General features: G+C 57.3%; 15 protein-coding genes. 8 read left to right on the top strand and 7 right to left on the bottom strand.

What is annotated here, in order from left to right:
* Positions 1 to 259: 259 nt before the first annotated feature.
* On the top strand, positions 260 to 1,333 hold the full coding sequence (locus HYPDE_RS03190; RefSeq protein WP_144061165.1) for a lipid A oxidase: 1,074 nt from the start codon (positions 260 to 262) through the stop codon (positions 1,331 to 1,333).
* Positions 1,334 to 1,545: 212 nt separating this feature from the next.
* On the opposite strand, the gene HYPDE_RS03185 is transcribed toward HYPDE_RS03190, so the two are convergent.
* The gene (locus HYPDE_RS03185) at positions 1,546 to 1,965 is read right to left on the bottom strand and encodes a hypothetical protein (RefSeq protein WP_015596905.1); all 420 of its coding nucleotides are present in this window, start codon (positions 1,963 to 1,965) and stop codon (positions 1,546 to 1,548) included.
* A 242-nt stretch (positions 1,966 to 2,207) separates the two neighbouring features.
* Between HYPDE_RS03185 and HYPDE_RS03180 the strand changes: the two genes are divergently transcribed.
* The 3 genes from HYPDE_RS03180 (at position 2,208) to HYPDE_RS03170 (ending at position 4,730) form a co-directional block, all read left to right on the top strand.
* On the top strand, positions 2,208 to 2,777 hold the full coding sequence (locus HYPDE_RS03180; RefSeq protein WP_041319888.1) for a TetR/AcrR family transcriptional regulator: 570 nt from the start codon (positions 2,208 to 2,210) through the stop codon (positions 2,775 to 2,777).
* A gap of 217 nt (positions 2,778 to 2,994) precedes the next feature.
* Positions 2,995 to 3,846: a quinoprotein relay system zinc metallohydrolase 2 gene (locus HYPDE_RS03175; RefSeq protein WP_244437767.1), complete on the top strand. Its 852-nt coding sequence runs from the start codon at positions 2,995 to 2,997 to the stop codon at positions 3,844 to 3,846.
* Between the two features lie 32 nt (positions 3,847 to 3,878).
* Positions 3,879 to 4,730 carry a quinoprotein dehydrogenase-associated SoxYZ-like carrier gene (locus HYPDE_RS03170; RefSeq protein WP_015596902.1) on the top strand — a complete coding sequence of 284 codons (852 nt, stop codon included), beginning with the start codon at positions 3,879 to 3,881 and terminating at the stop codon, positions 4,728 to 4,730.
* Between the two features lie 269 nt (positions 4,731 to 4,999).
* On the opposite strand, the gene ilvD is transcribed toward HYPDE_RS03170, so the two are convergent.
* Positions 5,000 to 6,829 (bottom strand): dihydroxy-acid dehydratase, encoded by a 1,830-nt coding sequence (ilvD, locus tag HYPDE_RS03165; RefSeq protein WP_015596901.1) that lies wholly within the window; start codon positions 6,827 to 6,829, stop codon positions 5,000 to 5,002.
* 506 nt (positions 6,830 to 7,335) lie between these two features.
* Between ilvD and HYPDE_RS03160 the strand changes: the two genes are divergently transcribed.
* Positions 7,336 to 8,874 (top strand): AAA family ATPase, encoded by a 1,539-nt coding sequence (locus HYPDE_RS03160; protein WP_015596900.1) that lies wholly within the window; start codon positions 7,336 to 7,338, stop codon positions 8,872 to 8,874.
* Positions 8,875 to 8,891: 17 nt separating this feature from the next.
* Here the strand turns inward: HYPDE_RS03160 and HYPDE_RS03155 are convergent, their stop codons facing one another.
* Positions 8,892 to 9,365 carry a hypothetical protein gene (locus HYPDE_RS03155; protein ID WP_041319886.1) on the bottom strand — a complete coding sequence of 158 codons (474 nt, stop codon included), beginning with the start codon at positions 9,363 to 9,365 and terminating at the stop codon, positions 8,892 to 8,894.
* Between the two features lie 43 nt (positions 9,366 to 9,408).
* Positions 9,409 to 9,894: a cupin domain-containing protein gene (locus HYPDE_RS03150; RefSeq protein ID WP_015596898.1), complete on the bottom strand. Its 486-nt coding sequence runs from the start codon at positions 9,892 to 9,894 to the stop codon at positions 9,409 to 9,411.
* Between the two features lie 192 nt (positions 9,895 to 10,086).
* Here HYPDE_RS03150 and HYPDE_RS03145 point away from each other — a divergent pair, with 192 nt between their 5' ends.
* Entirely contained in the window at positions 10,087 to 11,433 is a 1,347-nt protein-coding gene (locus HYPDE_RS03145; RefSeq protein WP_015596897.1) for a sigma 54-interacting transcriptional regulator, read from the top strand.
* A gap of 151 nt (positions 11,434 to 11,584) precedes the next feature.
* Here the strand turns inward: HYPDE_RS03145 and HYPDE_RS03140 are convergent, their stop codons facing one another.
* Positions 11,585 to 13,879: a heavy metal translocating P-type ATPase gene (locus tag HYPDE_RS03140; RefSeq protein ID WP_041320784.1), complete on the bottom strand. Its 2,295-nt coding sequence runs from the start codon at positions 13,877 to 13,879 to the stop codon at positions 11,585 to 11,587.
* Positions 13,880 to 14,186: 307 nt separating this feature from the next.
* On the opposite strand from HYPDE_RS03140, the gene HYPDE_RS19275 reads away from it, so the two are divergent.
* Positions 14,187 to 14,405, top strand: a complete 219-nt coding sequence (locus HYPDE_RS19275; protein WP_187290858.1) for a hypothetical protein — start codon at positions 14,187 to 14,189, stop codon at positions 14,403 to 14,405.
* A 15-nt stretch (positions 14,406 to 14,420) separates the two neighbouring features.
* Here the strand turns inward: HYPDE_RS19275 and HYPDE_RS03135 are convergent, their stop codons facing one another.
* Both HYPDE_RS03135 and HYPDE_RS03130 read right to left on the bottom strand, forming a co-directional pair.
* Entirely contained in the window at positions 14,421 to 14,831 is a 411-nt protein-coding gene (locus HYPDE_RS03135; RefSeq protein ID WP_015596894.1) for a RidA family protein, read from the bottom strand.
* Between the two features lie 17 nt (positions 14,832 to 14,848).
* Positions 14,849 to 16,210, bottom strand: a complete 1,362-nt coding sequence (locus HYPDE_RS03130; RefSeq protein WP_144061163.1) for an NAD(P)/FAD-dependent oxidoreductase — start codon at positions 16,208 to 16,210, stop codon at positions 14,849 to 14,851.
* Between the two features lie 129 nt (positions 16,211 to 16,339).
* Here HYPDE_RS03130 and glnT point away from each other — a divergent pair, with 129 nt between their 5' ends.
* Positions 16,340 to 17,737 (top strand): type III glutamate--ammonia ligase, encoded by a 1,398-nt coding sequence (gene glnT, locus HYPDE_RS03125; RefSeq protein WP_015596892.1) that lies wholly within the window; start codon positions 16,340 to 16,342, stop codon positions 17,735 to 17,737.
* Positions 17,738 to 17,741 lie beyond the last annotated feature (4 nt).

The following is a 17,741-nucleotide window of genomic DNA, read 5'->3' as shown; positions in this document are numbered from 1 at the left end:
CGAAGCTGGTCAACAACGCTCGGAGGTTCGCCGCTGAGCGGAATGAGTCGCGCATTGCGCCACCGCGCCGTCAACCTTCCTGAAAAGTCCATGCGAGCGATGCCGATCGAGGCTGAACTGAATTGGGCCACAATGCGATCAGCCCAAAGCAGTTGACGTGGCTTCAAACTCTGGCTTTACGTCGGCGCCGGCGGGTCTGCTCTCTGCGAAACGCACGCGCCAAAACCGGGGTGGGATTTCACAACAGAGATCAGCAGGCATGATATCGTCGATCACGGCCGAAAATGAGAATTCTTATCACGCCACACCGCGCTTCTTATGGGTAATGCTAGACAAGATGGCAGCAGCGGCCACCATCGTCATGCTAAGCGCGACCGTGCTGTCATCGTCCGTGACTGGCGATCATGAAGAAGGTTCTGCGGGAAACGTCGCCTTACCACCCATCGCGTCATCATGGCCCAACGCGAACGAAACCGTCGCGAGCGCATATCTCAGCGCTCCTTACTATTATCGCAGCGATCTCCATCTCAAGCGGCCCAACGGCACGGACCTGACGCTCAAGAAGATGGGCTGGGATGGTGACACATTCTACTTCCCCATCGACGGAGGCGCCCGTGTGATCCGCTGGGCCGGCTCGGTGGGAATGATGGTCGACTTCATGCACAACAAGGCCATTTCTCGGCTTGGCAAAGGTGCACACGGACGCAAGATCAAGAATGGCACCGTTGAGGACGTGGAGACGACCGGCACGCTCAAAGGCAAACCCGCACCCTCCCCGCTGCACCTGACAGATCTGCTCAATCGTCTGGAATTCACCCACGGCCATAACGTCCTTATATTATCGGGACTCGTACGCCTGTCTCCACTCACTCCAAAGATACGACCCTACCTGGGACTTGGGTTCGGGGTCGCCGTACCACATGTGGAAACGTGGTTTGCCGGCGAGCCTCCTGAGAAGCGGACGAACGAGTATCAGTACGCTGGGCCCGCATTTCAAGTTCTTGCAGGTCTGGAACTGCGCGTCGGACGCGGTTCTTATTACGTGGAATACAAGTTCGTCTGGTCCGCCATTGAAGCAGCCCTGACGGGCGGCAAATCGTGGTCGCTGAAGGATCTGAAATCCGATTGGTTGCCGCGGTGGTTCGTCGAGCCGTTCTCAGGGTTGACTGAAATGCCGGGCGATCTATGGCGGCAATTCACACGTTGGCGCACCGGCGCTACGCCCGCGGAAGGGACGATTGAAACCACCCTGACATCCCACCAGATCGTAATCGGCGGCGGTTATGTCTGGCCTGCCTCAGGACCTGCCGTCGCTGGCCCAACGCCGCCTTAGAGCCTTTCAGGTTTAGCCTCAGGACCCATTAATTTTTTGGCAGAAAGGTGTGCTGGCCGATTCGTCGGCGTCGCCGATTTAGCTCTGTTCCCTGAAGCGTAGACGCGCCGGATCGAACCGTTACCCACGGCGCTGGCGGCGGTTTGCCACCAACTCCTGCAAGGTGCCAGCTAAATCAAGCAGGCCGACATTGAGGCCGCTTCGCGGCGAGCTTACTGAGTGCTGCGAAGCGAAAGTATGTACCCTGAGAGATCGCGAATTTCTTTACGTGTCAGATGTACGTTCGGCATTGGCGGATGGGGTTCAATCAGCCAACTCGATAGCCGCTCCATTGATTGGCCTGGACGACTGGCGATACTTGGAAAGCTTGGTACATCGGCCGACACCGACGAATTCGGCGGTTCTCCGATGAGGTGGCAGGTTGAACATAAAGCGCGCGCAATGATCAGGCCGTTCTTGATATCGGGCGTCTTGGATTCTGCTTTGCCGGCGTCCTCGGGACCGATCTGCTGATCATCTTCCTGGGCGATTGCTGGAGTAAATCCAACGGCACTCCCTAGTAGGATTATAATGAGCAATCTTCTTGCGTAGTCGAAGATCTTGGTAATTTCGAAATTCACTGCGCTCGCCATGCTAGCTCCTCCATGTCCTCAACAAAATCCTCAATAAAACCTGAAAGCACTGGTCTGGACGGAACTCATGCCTTACTGATCTCGGAAAACGTCGCAGCATCAGCCAAATCCCATATCCGATTCCTTGCCGCAGATCGCGTCGCCAAAAGAACGTGCATTAAAGCGGTCACTTTATACCTAGCCTCGGGTTTGCCGACCTAGACCCGTTGACACAATACCTACCATTTAGTAGGTAGAACACAATGCCAACAACAGACACCAAGACATTATTGCTGCGAGAGGCCGAGACTTTTCTGCGGACTCATGGATACGCGGCGTTCAGCTACGCGGACCTGTCTGAGCGCGTCGGCATCCGCAAGGCGAGCATCCACCATCATTTCCCTACCAAAGAAGACTTGGGCGTGGCGGTCATCGACACCTATCTCGAGCGGTTCAGGGAAGACCTTGATGCGCTAGCCGACAAACCCATCGATGCGGCCGCAAAGCTCGCCGGTTATGGAGACTTTTTCGCATCGAGTTTGCGTGACGGCATGATGCCCCTCTGTGGAGCACTGGCCGCGGACGCGAGCGAACTGCCAGTCTCGATGCAAAAACGTGTCAACAAATTCTTTCAACTCCATCTTGATTGGTTGCAGGCGATCATTGCCGAGGGTATTCGCAAAAAGGAACTCAAAGCGGAACCTTCGGCCGCGCGCACCGCGGTGATGTTGTTGAGCACGTTGCAGGGGGCCAGCATCGTCGCATGGGCGCTGAAGGAGCCAGGCCTCATCAAACCTGCCTATCGGCAAGTATTGGAGACTATCGTTCGATAACTTTTTGACGCGAAAGCCTACCAACTAGAAGGAAGCCTCCACGATGTGCACGATGGAGCAATTGAGTGCCGTCATCGCCGCGAATACGGACGAAACCCATGTGGTTACGGACGCGTTGCGACGGTGCGGGCTGGATAGGCGTTGCCTTCTCACCTCTGCGCTGGCTTTCGCTGTCGCGCCATTTCTTTCCAAGATCACGGCGCGGGCCGAGACTCCGATGTCCTTCACTGAGGTTGCTTCCGGGGTTTTCGTCCACCAAGGACGATATGAACTTCAGTCTCCGGAAAACAAAGGAGATATGGCAAATGCGAGCTTTGTCATCGGTTCGGACGCCGTCGCGGTCATCGACACGCTCGGAAGCGCCAAGGTCGGGCGCGAACTGCGATCTGCTATCAAGGCGGTAACGGACAAGCCGATCCGCTATGTCATCAACAGCCACATGCATCCCGACCATGTCTTTGGCAATGCCGCGTTCAAGGAGGACAACCCGCAATTCGTCGGCCACCATAAACTTGCACGCGGGCTTTCAGCGCGGGCATCACAGTACTTGGCCGCCAACAAGGAGATGCTTGGCCCCGAGGCTTTCGACGGTTGCGAGATCATTCTGCCGACCGTCAGTGTGCAGGATCGCTTAAGTCTCGACCTCGGCGGCCGCACGCTGCTCTTGGAGGCGCAGAAGACGGCCCACACCGACAACGACCTGATCGTCACCGATTCCGCCACCGATACGGTCTTCCTTGCCGATTTGCTGTTCTCCGGTGCCATTCCGACGCTCGACGGCTCCATTCGCGGCTGGTTGGCGCTCATTGAACAACTTGAACAACGCAAAGCAGCCCGCGTCATCCCAGGTCACGGACCGCATGCGATGCAGCTGCCGGAAGCGATGCATGATGAGCAGAGGTACTGGTCGGTCGTCGCCGCCGATGTCCGCAAACTGATCAAGGAAGGAAAAACCATCCAAGACGCAACCAAGTCCGCGGGTTTCTCCGAGCGAGGGAAATGGGAGCTTTTCGATCAGTATCACGTCCGCAACGTGACCGCGGCATTCGCCGAGCTTGAATGGGAATGAGCGGCAATAATTCATTTTTGGGGAGATTTCAGATGCACATATCTTCGTCGAATATCCGGGCAGGGCGAGCGAAGGCGGTCGCTCTGACGGCAACGGCTGTGCTGATCGCCAGCGTCGCCTTATGCCCGGCCGGAGCGCGGGCCGACGACGATCCTTGGCCATCGATCCAGCAGGAAATGTATGGATCGCGCCCAATCAAGGAAAATGACGGCATAGTTATTCTCGATGCGCCGGAGCGGGCCGAGGACGCAGCAGTGGTCCCGATCACCATTCGCGTGCCACCAACCGTCAAGGGCCAGCTCAAGTCCATGGCGTTGATCATCGACAGGAATCCGGCACCTGTCGCCGCCAACATTTCGTTCGGGCCGGCCTCCGGTGACGGCGGTGGCGAGCGCAGGATGTCGACGCGCGTTCGCATCGACATGTATACCTATGTGCACGCTGTCGTCGAAACATCCGATGGCGTGCTCCACATGACAAAAGCCTTCGTCAAGGCATCGGGGGGATGTTCGGCACCCGCTCCCAAAGATACCGACGCAGACACCGCCGACCTCGGCAAGATGGTGGTGAAGAGTTTCGATCCCGCGCTAGAGACGACGCCGCTGCGCGAGGGCCAGTTCATGATCAAGCATCCCAACAACAACGGCATGCAGATGGATCAGCTAACCCACGGCTATATCCCTGCCCGCTTTATCAAAAACATAACAGTAATGCGGGGCAACGATCTCGTGTTTAAAGCTGAGACCGGATTTTCCATCGCAACGAACCCTAATTTCCGCTTTACGTATGCCAACAGCCGGGACAACGCCGTAGAGGTAGAGGCCATCGACACGGACGAAATCAAATTCGCCGGCACCAGCGGCAAGGCGGTTGCATCTCAATAGAAAACAGCCTCCTCCCCGATCACAAGCACCCAACACGGTGTTTCATTAAACTTGGACTTACGGGTCAGCATCGCTGCAGGATTGACAATCCTTCTTTGTATTCTTTGTCGCTCACTATGCTGAACTCCGGCTCCAACTCATTCGGCACGAATGGCCGCTGAACATGACCGAGCATGGGCGCCTACCTGCAGCAACATTTGGTGCCGGAATGACCTTAGCCGGAATAGAACTGAATTTGGTCGGCGCCCCAACTGCCATACCCACTCTCGTCAAGGGACCCGCACCGCGCCCTTTGCGGCACTCGTCGTCATCGCCGCGTATGCACGGAGTGCTTTCGAAACCTGCCGCTTTCTCGGTACTGCCGGCTGCCACCCAATAGCCGATTGCTTCGCGCGACGCTCTCTGAGTTCTTCGTCACCGATCCGAAGATGAATCTTTCTATTGGGAATGTCAAAATCGATCACATCTCCATCTCTGATAAGCGCGATTGTCCCACCCTCAGCGGCTTCCGGAGACACATGCCCGATCGAAAGTCCCGAAGACCCGCCCGAGAAGCGACCATCGGTGACAAGCGCACACGACTTGCCGAGCCCCTTCGATTTTAGATAGCTGGTCGGATAGAGCATTTCTTGCATACCCGGGCCACCGCAAGGTCCTTCATAGCGAATGACGACGACATCTCCTGGTTTAATGTCTCCACCGAGAATGCCCGCAACCGCCGCGTCCTGACTATCGAAAACGCGTGCTCGACCGGAGAACGTCAACAGGCAGTCGTCCACGCCGGCGGTCTTCACGATGCAGCCGTCTTCGGCGAGGTTTCCATAAAGAACGGCCAATCCGCCATCCTGAGAAAACGCATGTGCCTTATCGCGAATCGCTCCTGCGTCGCGATCGAGATCGAGTGAGGCATATCGACGATCCTGACTGAACGCGACTTGCGACGGAACGCCTCCCGGCCCAGCGCTATAGAATCTATGTGTTGCCTCGCTGCTGGTCTGCTTCACGTCCCAACGTCCCAAAGCCTCACCGAGAGTAGCCGAATGGACAGTAGGAAGCCCGGCATCGATCAGCCCGGCTCTGTTCAATTCCCCAAGTATGGCCATGATGCCGCCAGCGCGATGCACGTCCTCCATGTGAACATCAGCTTTCGCCGGCGCGACTTTGCAAAGGCACGGCACGCGGCGCGATAAACGATCGATGTCCTTCATGGTGAAAGACACCTCGGCTTCGTGAGCCGCAGCGAGAAGATGGAGGACCGTATTCGTCGATCCGCCCATCGCGATATCAAGCGTCATCGCATTCTCGAAAGCCGCAAAGCTGACGATCGACCGCGGCAGAGCGCTAGCATCGTTTTGTTCGTAATAGCGACGCGCCAGATCCACGATGAGGTGCCCGGCTTCGACGAAGAGCCGCTTTCGATCTGCATGCGTTGCAAGCATCGAGCCGTTGCCGGGTAATGCAAGCCCCAACGCCTCAGTGAGGCAATTCATCGAGTTGGCCGTGAACATCCCCGAGCAGGAGCCACACGTGGGACAAGCGGATCGTTCGATAACTTTGACGTCTTCATTCGTTACGCTGTCATCGGCAGCAGCAACCATGGCGTCGACCAAGTCCAGCGCGTGCTGCTTACCGCCCAGCACGACTTTGCCGGCTTCCATCGGGCCACCGGAAACGAAGACGGTAGGAATATTGACGCGAAGGCACGCCATCAGCATGCCGGGCGTGATCTTATCGCAGTTGGAAATGCACACCATTGCATCGGCGCAATGTGCATTGACCATGTACTCGACGCTGTCCGCAATCAACTCCCGAGAGGGAAGAGAATAAAGCATGCCGTCATGACCCATCGCGATGCCATCGTCGACCGCAATGGTATTGAATTCTTTCGCAACGCCACCGGCACGCTCAATCTCGCGAGCAACGAGCTGACCTAGGTCTTTGAGATGCACATGGCCGGGAACGAATTGCGTGAACGAGTTCACCACCGCGATGATCGGCTTGCCAAAATCCTCATCCTTCATGCCGGTCGCGCGCCATAGGCCTCGCGCACCTGCCATATTCCGACCGTGTGTCGTAGTGCGTGAACGATATGGAGGCATGTCGAATTCCGTATTGTTGAATGGTGAAGTTTGAGGATGAGCACGCCGCAACGCAATTGTCACGGTTACTGCGCTAAGATAGGCAACATACCAATTGGCTTGGCAATGCGGTAACACGCCGTGGTCTCTAACTAGCCGCAAAACAAATAACGCCTACGCGAAAAGCGCAGACGTTATTTGATTTTTGGCACCAGAGGACCGGCGCATCGTCGTATGCCGATCAGGTTGCGCGCAGCCTAATACTTCTTTTTTCTCGAAGGAAGCGGCCTATTTTGGATTAGCCAACGCATGCCCCAGCATACGATGCTTCCCTCCCCCGTTTGTCGCTCGTCGCCCTGTACCGCGTTACTAAAGCTCGCGCAGCTTATCAGATATCATGCGCGACACACCAAGTTTATGCTTTGCGCACAGGTCGAGCGCTTCATTATGCAAGCCGTCATGATAGCGTACAAAGGTCGTGCAGTCGAAACCGCACTGCGCCGCGAACGGTAAGGAAGCAGACGCATATGCCGCTCGAGGATAATCAGGCCGCTACGATCAATCTGCTAAAGGACCCAAGAACGCATGGTTTAGCGCCATCGGATGTTACAATCATCAAGACGCATATCTCCATCATCCTGCTGATCGGGCCTCGTGCATTTAAGCTGAAGCGCGCTGTAAAGCTGCCATACGTCGATTTCTCGACCGCAGATCGGCGTCTCGCAGCATGCCGCCGCGAGGTGGAGCTTAACCGGCGAACCGCACCGGCGATCTATCTCGGCGTCCGCCGTATCACGGCCGAGCCTGACGGATCGCTCGCGCTCGATGGAGAGGGCCGTCTCATCGACGCGGTCGTGGAGATGTTGCGCTTTGACGAGAGCACGTTGTTCGACCGGCTTGCGAAGAGAGGAATGCTGACGCCGACGCTTCTAACGGCGACGGCGCGCTCCATTGCGCGTTTTCACGCCGCTGCAGTGGCAAACCGGAAAAACACCGGCGCTGCAATTATGGCCAATGTGCTCGCCATCAACGCCGCGGCCTTCGCGACGACAGACATTTTCCCAAGTGCAAGCCTAGCCTCACTGAACAGAGCATTGAGCGCGGCTCTCGACCGCCGTCGCGATCTTCTCGATTCCCGCGCGATGGCAGGCAAGGTGCGCCACTGCCACGGCGACCTCCATCTGGGTAATATCTGCCTCGTGGACAATGCTCCGACGCTATTTGATTGCATCGAATTCGACGATGCCATAGCGACAATCGATGTACTTTATGACCTCGCATTTCTCCTGATGGACCTCTGGCATTGTGGGGAGAGGTCGGCCGCTAATCTCGTCTTCAACCGCTATTTCGATGAGGCGGACGAGGCCGACGGTATCGCTCTCTTGCCGTTCTTCATGGCGGTGAGATCTTCGATCCGCGCGCATGTTCTGGCGACCCAAAGTCAGACCCTTGGACCGATGGGTGAAGGCATCGCCACACAAGCAAAAGAGTATCTTGAGTTAGCACAGTCGCTGCTTGCGCCGCGGCCCGCCCGGCTCGTCGCCATCGGTGGCCTAAGCGGCACGGGCAAATCGACAATCGCCGCGATGATAGCCGATCGCGTAGGCGAAGCGCCGGGCGCCTGCGTGCTCGCCAGCGATCGTATTCGCAAGCGCCTTTTCCATGTCTCCGCCGAAACGCGATTGCCGACCGAAGCCTATCGCAGCGAAATCACGGAGAAGGTCTATGCTACCCAGGCCGACGAAGCGGCGGCGATTCTGACGTCCGGCCACGCGGTGCTTGCGGAAGCCGTATTCGACCGTGAAGCGGACCGCAATCGGATCGCAAGCTGCGCGCGCAATGCCGGAGTATCGTTCACAGGCATTTGGCTCGACGCGCCGACCGCAATGCTCCTTAAGCGTGTGGAGGCGAGATGCAATGATGTCTCCGATGCGACAGCCGACGTCGTCCGGCTGCAGGCCACGCATAAGCGCGAGCCCACAGGATGGATTGAAACATCCGCTCGTGGCGAGCCGGCACATGTCGCTGCCTGCGTGGTGCATGCACTCGGGAAAGATAGTCGCTAAGCAACGCCCATGTCCATTCATTGCGGCGACGACGCTGGCGCATTGCATGCCCCAGTCCGCAGGCCATATTGGATTTCGACGTTCGTCACTTTGCCAGTTGCGTCCTTGACCTCGATTCGGCCGCGGAAGGCGGAGCTCTCGAGAGCAAACATGCCGACGGCAGTAGATGGATTGGCAGGTGCGCATTGCGCGATAAAGCCGGTGCGCGTCTCGCCGGCACAAACCTCATATTTGGGGCACGCCGATGCAGGTATGTCGCTCAATATGGCAAAGATTTCATGGTTGACGATCGCCGACGCTTCGAGACATCGCTCTACGCGTCGGACCGTTCGCTGTCGCCCAGTCGCGGGGTCTTCGGCAATTACTTCGACTTGGTAGCTGCCGGGCTGCAGGACATGGGTCAAGCCAGTACCCTGCGCCGTGGTCTGCGTGAACGCCATTGCGCACACGGCGAACACCCCGACGCGATTGGTCGCGCTCCTTATCCCCATTTGCCTTCCCTTCCTCTTCCATCGAGAAGCTCGTCCTCATGGACTATCTTTTCGGCGGCGGTTCCGGAAAATATTGGATGTCGAATGGTCGGGAATACTTGAGATAGAGCACACACGGTGCGGCCGCTCCACATTCGAGGCCATGTGGCGGAGCGTTGCCGGGAAAGCTGATATACGCTGGTCCGTTGAAAACCGTCTTCGTCCCATCGTGCGCGATGAGGGTGAATGAACCGCTCAGCCAGAGATAAAGTTCATCCGATGTATGGCTATGATTGGGAACCCTATAACCGGGCGGAAACCGCAGAAGCACTTCGGCGTCACCCTTGGAAAGATCGCCCCGGAGCACGGCAATCTCTCCTCCCTCCGGTAGCCCATCAACCTTGAGCGGGCCCCAAACAGCCTTGCTGATATCGACGATCGTTTGATCCTTGCCGAAGGAGAGCGGCTGAAGATTAGAACCGATCTCGGCCGCGCTGGCGCTTTGCGCAGTCAGAAAAAGCGCTGATAAAAAAATCGATGTTTTGAGCATGCACGTATCTCTCCCTTGGGCCTCACTTCGCGCAAGTGCCCAGAGCATTTCGCGTGCCATGGCCGTGCAGGCAGAAAATCTTCTGTATTATGATGTACTTACTGCTGCGCTTCCTGATTCACGGCGATGCATTTACGAAAACTCGCAACAGCGGTATCGTGAAAAATCATAACTGCTTGCGAATTTTCGTAAATGATCGATGCAGGTTCCTCGATTATCGGTCAAAGCCGAACCCTTCTGCAGTGTGTGGCGCGCGCAGACGCGGTTGCGATGACCGATGCCACCGTACTCGTCCTCGGAGAGTCCGGTGTTGGCAAAGAACTCATCGCCAGACGAATCCATGAGCACAGCCGACGTGCACGCCAACCCCTTGTGGTGGTGAATTGCGCAGCCGTTCCGAGAGACCTATTCGAAAGCGAATTTTTTGGGCACGTAAGAGGAGCCTTCAGCGGCGCGACACGTGACCGGAAAGGGCGTCTCGAAACCGCGCATCAAGGAACACTGTTTCTCGACGAAGTTGGAGAGATTCCGCCTGAGCTACAGGGAAAGCTGCTCCGCGCACTCCAGCAAATGTCGTTCGAGCGCGTTGGCGACGATCAAACCCGGCAGGTTGATGTCCGAGTGATTGCAGCAACGAATCGCTGCTTGGCTGCGGATGCCGCTTCCGGAAGATTTCGGCCTGATCTCTATTACAGGCTCAGCACATTCCCGATCGAGGTGCCTCCCCTGCGAGAGCGAGCCGACGACATCGGATTGCTGTCGGATCATTTTCTCGTCGAGATTGCGGGCCGCCTGCGGCGCAAGCCGCCGCGTCTTTCAAAGCAGCAAGTGCGGCAGCTTCGTGCTTACGATTGGCCAGGCAATATCCGCGAGCTGCGCAACGTGCTCGAACGCGTAATTATCCTTGGTAACGCGTCAGATTTGGATGCAGTCCTGCCACCAAGTCCGAAGCCAAGGGCGGCGGCCCTCCCCCGTACGCCGGCCGAAACGATTGACGGAGATTATGTCACCGCCGAGGAGGTTCTGGCTTTCGAACGCAATAATCTCATTGCCGCACTAGAAGCTGCAAAATGGCGCGTGTCCGGCAAAGGCGGTGCTGCAAACCTCCTGCAGATGAATCCATCGACCCTGGCCTCCCGTCTCAAGGCTTTGGATATCCGGCGCCCAGCGCCAAACTCGCTTTATTTGCGGATTGGAGGACGAGCGACGATCACGGCATTGGCTCGCGATCTCCTTGGTCGAATGCAAGCCGATCCCCAGGTTGGCCGCTTCTGGTCCGATCGAAGCATGGTCGGCATACGACAAGAAGAGAAACTTCTCATTCAGTACCTTTGCTCCGAGCTCGGGGGGCCGACGCGATATGCTGGGCGAGATATGGTGAGCGCTCACGCGCATCTTCCGATCAACGCCAGCGATTGGAAGGTTTTTCTCGGATATCTTGAGCGAACGTTTGAGGCGTTGGGTCTCGATCAAAGCAGCCGAAGATCTCTTCACGACGCGGTAGACGCGCTGGAGCCGTCGATCGTATCGACGGCGTAGCCTATTCAGCGCCCGAATGGCGCTGGTGCCAGCTCATACCAACTCATCGTAATGGCTATCGATATGAGCCCGAATTCCATCGCTATGCCACGCGACGGCGATCTCGCTGAGCGATTCCAAGTGATCGAAATCGCCAGCATTGAAGCTATTTTCAGATCGACGCGTGTTCGTAGATATCTTCCTCCTGCGCGTTATGCATCCGGACGAGCGCTTCGATCGATTCGATAATTCGCTGGGCATCGCGAATAAAGTACCGGTCGACGTTTTCGACTGTCATGTCATCTGTCAGCCGGGATAGGAGTCGCGAGAGATGCAAAATTTCTCGATGCGCCCGGCTCATGGCCGCAAGAGCGGGATTGCTGCCCAGCGAGCGATTGAGGCGAGGGTAGACAACCATCTCATCTTCACGCTCGTGCTCCACGACTCGCTTTGTGACAATTTGATGTGCCTCGCTGACGAGGCTCGTCGCAATGTCTTTCGGTACGTCGTCGAGATTGTCGGCGATTTCCCGTAACCTGTTCAAAGCTTCATTGAGGACTTCGTGATCTTGTTCGAGCTCACGTATCGCCGATCGCGGAAGAGCGCTCTTGCCCATGCGGCGGTCCCGAGAAAGTGCCCGTAGGGCATTCAGAATCACCGCCACATCGATCAATTCCTGCGATACCGCGCCTGCGACAGGCGATAGCAATCCGAAGGCGGCGGCAACCATTGCGATACCGGAAAGCCCCAATCCGATAAAGATACTCTGCAAGGCTATGCCATATGCCCTCCGGGCAATGGTTACCGCGTCCGCAACTCTATCAAGGCGATCCACCAAGATGACGACGTCGGCCGCTTCCGACGAAGCGCTGGCACCCCTCGCGCCCATCGCTACGCCGACGTCAGCCGCCGCCAGGGCCGGCGCATCGTTGATGCCATCACCGACCATAATGGTCGGATGCAAACGCCGCTCTACCGCTACGGCCTCGACCTTATCGGAAGGCACTCGGTCGGCAAGTACCGCATCGATATCCAATGCCGCACCGATTGTCTCAGCCGCATCCGCCCGATCTCCCGTCACCATCACAATGCGCTTAATTCCAGACATCCTAAGTGCCTGAATGGCTCTCGGCGTTTCACGGCGAAGCTCGTCGGCAAGAAGCAGGGCCCCGATAGGTTGCTCATCAACGGAAACGAAAACGCTTAAAGCGGAACGCCAGGATGCCCTTCGCAGAACCCGGACAGCCCAAGGCTGAAGCTTAGCGTGTCCGAAGACAAACTTGTCAGAACCCGCTTTCACCAATTTTCCGGCAACACGCCCTTCAATGCCGGAGCCCATCGCTTCACGGACATTCTCAGGCCCTACGAGGGCAATGCCGCGAGCACGAGCGGCCGTTACGATGGCACCCGCCACAACATTATGGGATGCCTGCTCCAACGATCCGGCGAAGTGCAGGATATCATCGGAGGAAAAATGCGGCGCCGTCTCGATAGCCACGAGTCGGGCGCCGCCAACAGTCAACGTTCCGGTTTTATCAAACATGACTGTGTGCGTGCGCGCCAATGATTCAAGCGCGGAACTGCCCTTGATCAGTATGCCGTCTCTCGCAGCGCGCGAGACGCCCGCCACGAAGGCAACAGGCGCCGCAAGAATAAGAGGACAAGGCGTGGAGGCCACGAGCACGGCGAGCGCGCGAACCGCATCTCCCGAAAACAGCCAGGCGCCGCCGGCAAGTATGAGCGTAGTGGGCACCAATGCCAGCGCAAAGCGATCCGCCACACGGATAAAGGGCGCCTTTGCAGTTTGCGCCGCGGTGACCATTCGAACGATTCCGGCATACGTACTCTCACCAGCAACCGTGGTTGCTGTCATGTCGAACGTCTCGCCGGCGTTGACCGAACCGCTGCGAAGAGGTGCGTTACGCTGCCGGACAACGGGCAAAGGTTCGCCCGTAACAGCAGCCTCATCAATTGCGCCGAATTCCGACGCGAGAATTCCATCGACCGGAAGAACTTCACCCGCTCGCACCAAAAGCCGATCGCCAACGGTGATTTCATCAACCGCGACGTCTTGGACTTGCCGACCTGAGTATCGATGTGCAATCCGCGGGGCACGATCGATGAGCGTCTTCAGGTCTCGTTCCGCCCGACCGACGGCATAGTCTTCAAGCAGATTGCCGCCCGCATACATGATCGCGACCACGATCCCGGCAAGGTTCTCGCCAAGAAGCAGCGCGCCACTCATGGAAAGAAGGGCGATTGCGTCGACTCCGAAACGGCCGACTGCAAGGTCGCGAACAATCGACACTGCCAGTCCGGCGATAACCGGGAAAGTCGCGAAGGCCCAGATACTCTGTGCCCAAAAGGGCCGGCCGAACAGCCACGCGAGTCCGCCCAGCGCGATCCCGGATAGCGCGATACCGAATAGGATCCGCCGGATCAGACTGTCAGATAACCAACTTGGCATGAGATCCTCGCAGGACTCCGTGTCGGTGAGGAATAACAAAGCTCACAGACCGGATCATTTGATCCCGCTCAATCCGACGAGTTCTGATCGTGTGAGACACCCTAATTCAATCCCTATGGCGAAAAGAGCTATCATTGCTATCGTCGCAAATTCTTCTGCGTCCTATCTTCATCGTGGCATGCTGACGCAGAAATAACCTCAAATGACGACACTGGGGTGCTCTTTCGCGTTGTCGAGCCGAACTCCGTCCCAGTCCTCGTGGGGACCGCGGAGAGGCCGACACTCAGCGCATCGCAAAAAGTTCTTGATGAAACTGCTCGTGAATCGGAAACCGTTTCTGGGTGAAATCCCGCCGCAGAGCTTCGCCGAACTCGCCGGACAGCAAAACCAGACGCTCGCTTCCGGCCAGTCCAGGATTCTGCGCGATCCGCCCCTGAAGCAGCATCGGGCAACAAGTGGAGAGCTGACGCAGACGCCCGATGGACGTAAGCGCGCAAAAGAATTCACGTTACGTTCGAGTTTTTAAAGGGCTTCGCGTGCCTTATTTCGCATTCTCCGAGGAGACTAGGCTGGCATAAGCTTCGATCTCCACCTTTTGCCACGGCCTCAGCATGGACGTAACTTGTATGAGCGTGCTGGCGGGCCGGATCTTGTCGAATGTCTCCAAGTGCGCCTTGGCGACCGCCTCGGCATCATTGACGTCACGAAGGTAGACGACGGTGCGAACGACGTCGGCGACCGTTGCTCCGGCTTCGCCCAACGCTTTCTCAATGATTTCCAATGCAGCGCGTGCTTGCGCATAGGCGTCGCTCTTCTCGTGGCTCGCAGGCGCGCATGTTCCCGAAACATGCACGTCCTTTCCCACACGCACGGCGCGCGAATATCCGAAGACGGATTCGTAAGCGCCGCCGGAAGAAATGTTGATGCGCTTCGTCGCACTGCTCTTGGCCATTTCAGATTTCCATCCTCTCAAATATTTGCTGCGTCACGAATGCGATACCAGGTCTCGACCGCTGGAACGGCGCGCTTGGCAAGCGGGTGGACCGGAAATGTCGGAAACGTCAGATCGTCGAAAGACGTGCGGCCGTCGGATTTCGCCAGGACCTGCAAAGCGATTTTATTGCCGAAATAGGTGGCGCGAGAAACACCCGTGCCGCAATAGCCGAGAGCGTAATGCACGCCCGATACGGCGCAGCCGAGATGCGGGACCTCATCAAACGTGTAACCGATCTTGCCGTCCCAAGCATACGTGACGGCTACATCCTTCAGCTCCGGAAATACCGAAATCATATCGCGCGCCAGGTGTGCGAACGCTGCCGCCGAAGCGCTTCGCACCAATCTTCCGATGCGTCCGCCCCAAAGGATGCGACGCGCATCGGGCGCGCCGCGGAAATAGTAGAAGACGCGGTTGGTGTTGCCGTAGACGCGGTTTTTCGGCAGCAATTTATTGAAGACGGTCTCGGGGAGCTCGTCGGTGGCAACGATTGCGGAACCGATCGAGACGATACGACGGCCAAGCTCCGGAACAAGACCGTCCGTGTAGCCGTTCGTGGCAATGATCACGTTCCGCGCAAACGTACTTCCGCGACCGGTCGAAACGACGAACCCTCCGTTTTTCGCGGAAACGGAGGTGACGGGATTGTGGTCGAGAACCAAACCGCCCGCGCTTTCGACCCTTTGGAGCAAGCCTGCATGGTAGAGACCGGGGTGTAATGAGGCGTCGCTCGGAAGGACCGAGCCGCCGAAGAACACGTCGCTGCCGATTTCGGAAGCCTGCTCCGATTTCGGAACCATGAAGCTCTCGACGCCGGCGACTTCTTTCAGGTCGTCCATGTCTCGGGCCATCGCCTCGTAGTGCTCGGGACGGATGGCAGCGCGGAAGCGGCCGCAGCGGCGGAAATGGCAGTCGATCCCTTCATCCGCGATCAACGTTGCGATGTAGTCCAGCATGCGCGTTCCCTCGCGCAGCATGTCTTCGGCTTTTTTCCTGCCGCGCAAAGCAATCAGCTTTTTGACACGGAATTTCTGATTGCCGCTGCCGATCTGACCACCGTTGCGCGTACTTGCTCCGTATCCCACCCGATCGCGCTCAAAAACAACCGTCTGGCGTCCGTTGCGGAGAAGTGTCAACGCCGCGGAGAGTCCGGTGAACCCCGATCCGACGATCGCAACATCGCATTTGCGCGGAACAGTCTTTTCAAGATTTGCCGGCTCATCAGGTAGCGCCTCCCACCAATAGGGCTTGTACGCGAGAGCATGGGCAGGATCACGTTTACCCGCAGCAAGCTCCCAGGCGGTTGGGCTCCGCGAGGATCCTCCGTTTGAGATCATGGGCATTCCTCTAAAGTCTCGTATTTCATGTGCTACAAGTTTATTGCACTGTATGCAATAGTTTTGTATGGAGAAGGCGACAATAAGAGAAGCGGCCTCACGTTCAGGACGCCGCGGGAGGAACATGGAATGCTGCAAACGGACCACTGGGCCTTGCGCCGTGCACCAAACCAATACGCAACACCCGCAAACCTCGACGTCGCGGGAGCGAAGCAATTCCTGGCAAAAAACCACATCCGTTATGTGCTGGCTCAATTCGTCGACATCTATGGAGTGGCGAAGAGCAAGGCTGTCCCCGTCGAGCATTTCGAGGACATTCTGACGGACGGCGTCGGATTTGCGGGTGGCGGCGTCTTCGGCATGCGTCTCGCGCCGCATGAGCCCGAGTACATGGTCGTCGGCGATCTTTCGACCTTGACGCTCGTGCCCTGGGCTCCGGGATACGCTCGCATGATGGGCACGGGAATGGTCAACGGCAAACCGCATCTCATCGATACGCGCAACATCCTGAAAGCGCAGATTGCTCGCCTATCGGAGCGCGGCTGGTCGTTGATGACCGGCATCGAGCCCGAATTTTCGCTGCTTCAGCGTAGAGCTGATGGATCAATTGCGCCCTTCGACGATACCGACAGCCTGCAGAAACCCGCATACGATTTTCGTGGTCTGTCACGTGTGCGCACTTTTCTGGAACGCGTCACCGAGTGCCTGCAAACGCTTGGCATCGATGTTTATCAGATCGACCACGAAGACGCCAATGGCCAGTACGAGATCAATTTCAAATATGCGGACGCGCTAACCTCGGCAGACCAGATCATTCTGTTCAAGATGGCGGCTGCCGAAATTGCTCACGAGCTCGGCGCGATCTGCTCATTCATGCCGAAGCCCAAGAGTTCGATGACGGGCAATGGCATGCACATTCATTGTTCGATTGCCGACGGGAATGGCAAGAATCTCTTCCATGATGCCTCAGACAAGACCGGCATGGGTCTGTCTCAGCTGGCCTACCACTTCACCGGCGGAATCCTCACTCATGCCGGTCCCTTGACCGCGTTGCTTGCGCCATCGGTCAATTCCTACAAGCGGCTGGTTGTCGGCCGCACGGCATCGGGAACGACGTGGGCTCCTGTTTTCGTCGCCTACGGCAACAACAACCGCACCGCAATGGTGCGCATTCCTTATGGACGCGTCGAGTTGCGTGTCGGCGATTCCGGGATGAATCCCTATCTCGCGCAAGCTGCTCTTATTGCGGCCGGCCTCGATGGCATCGATCGCAAAATCAATCCGGGCCCGCCCCAGAATATCAACTTCTACGCGCTGACACCGCCCGAAATCAGAGAAAGAAAAATCGAAATTCTTCCTCAGTCGCTCAGCGAGGCTATCGACGAGCTCGAACAAAGCGATCTCTTCCGGTCAACGCTCGGCAATGACTTCATCGACGAGTTCGTTTCCCTCAAGCGTGACGAATGGCTGGACTACCACCGTCATGTCTCCGATTGGGAAACCCAACGCTACCTCAGCTTCTTTTGAGGAT

Source organism: Hyphomicrobium denitrificans 1NES1 (assembly GCF_000230975.2).
GTDB classification, from domain to species: Bacteria; Pseudomonadota; Alphaproteobacteria; order Rhizobiales; family Hyphomicrobiaceae; genus Hyphomicrobium_B; species Hyphomicrobium_B denitrificans_A.
The sequence above is the reverse complement of the archived record's forward strand: the minus strand, read 5'-3'. Positions and strand labels throughout refer to the sequence as shown.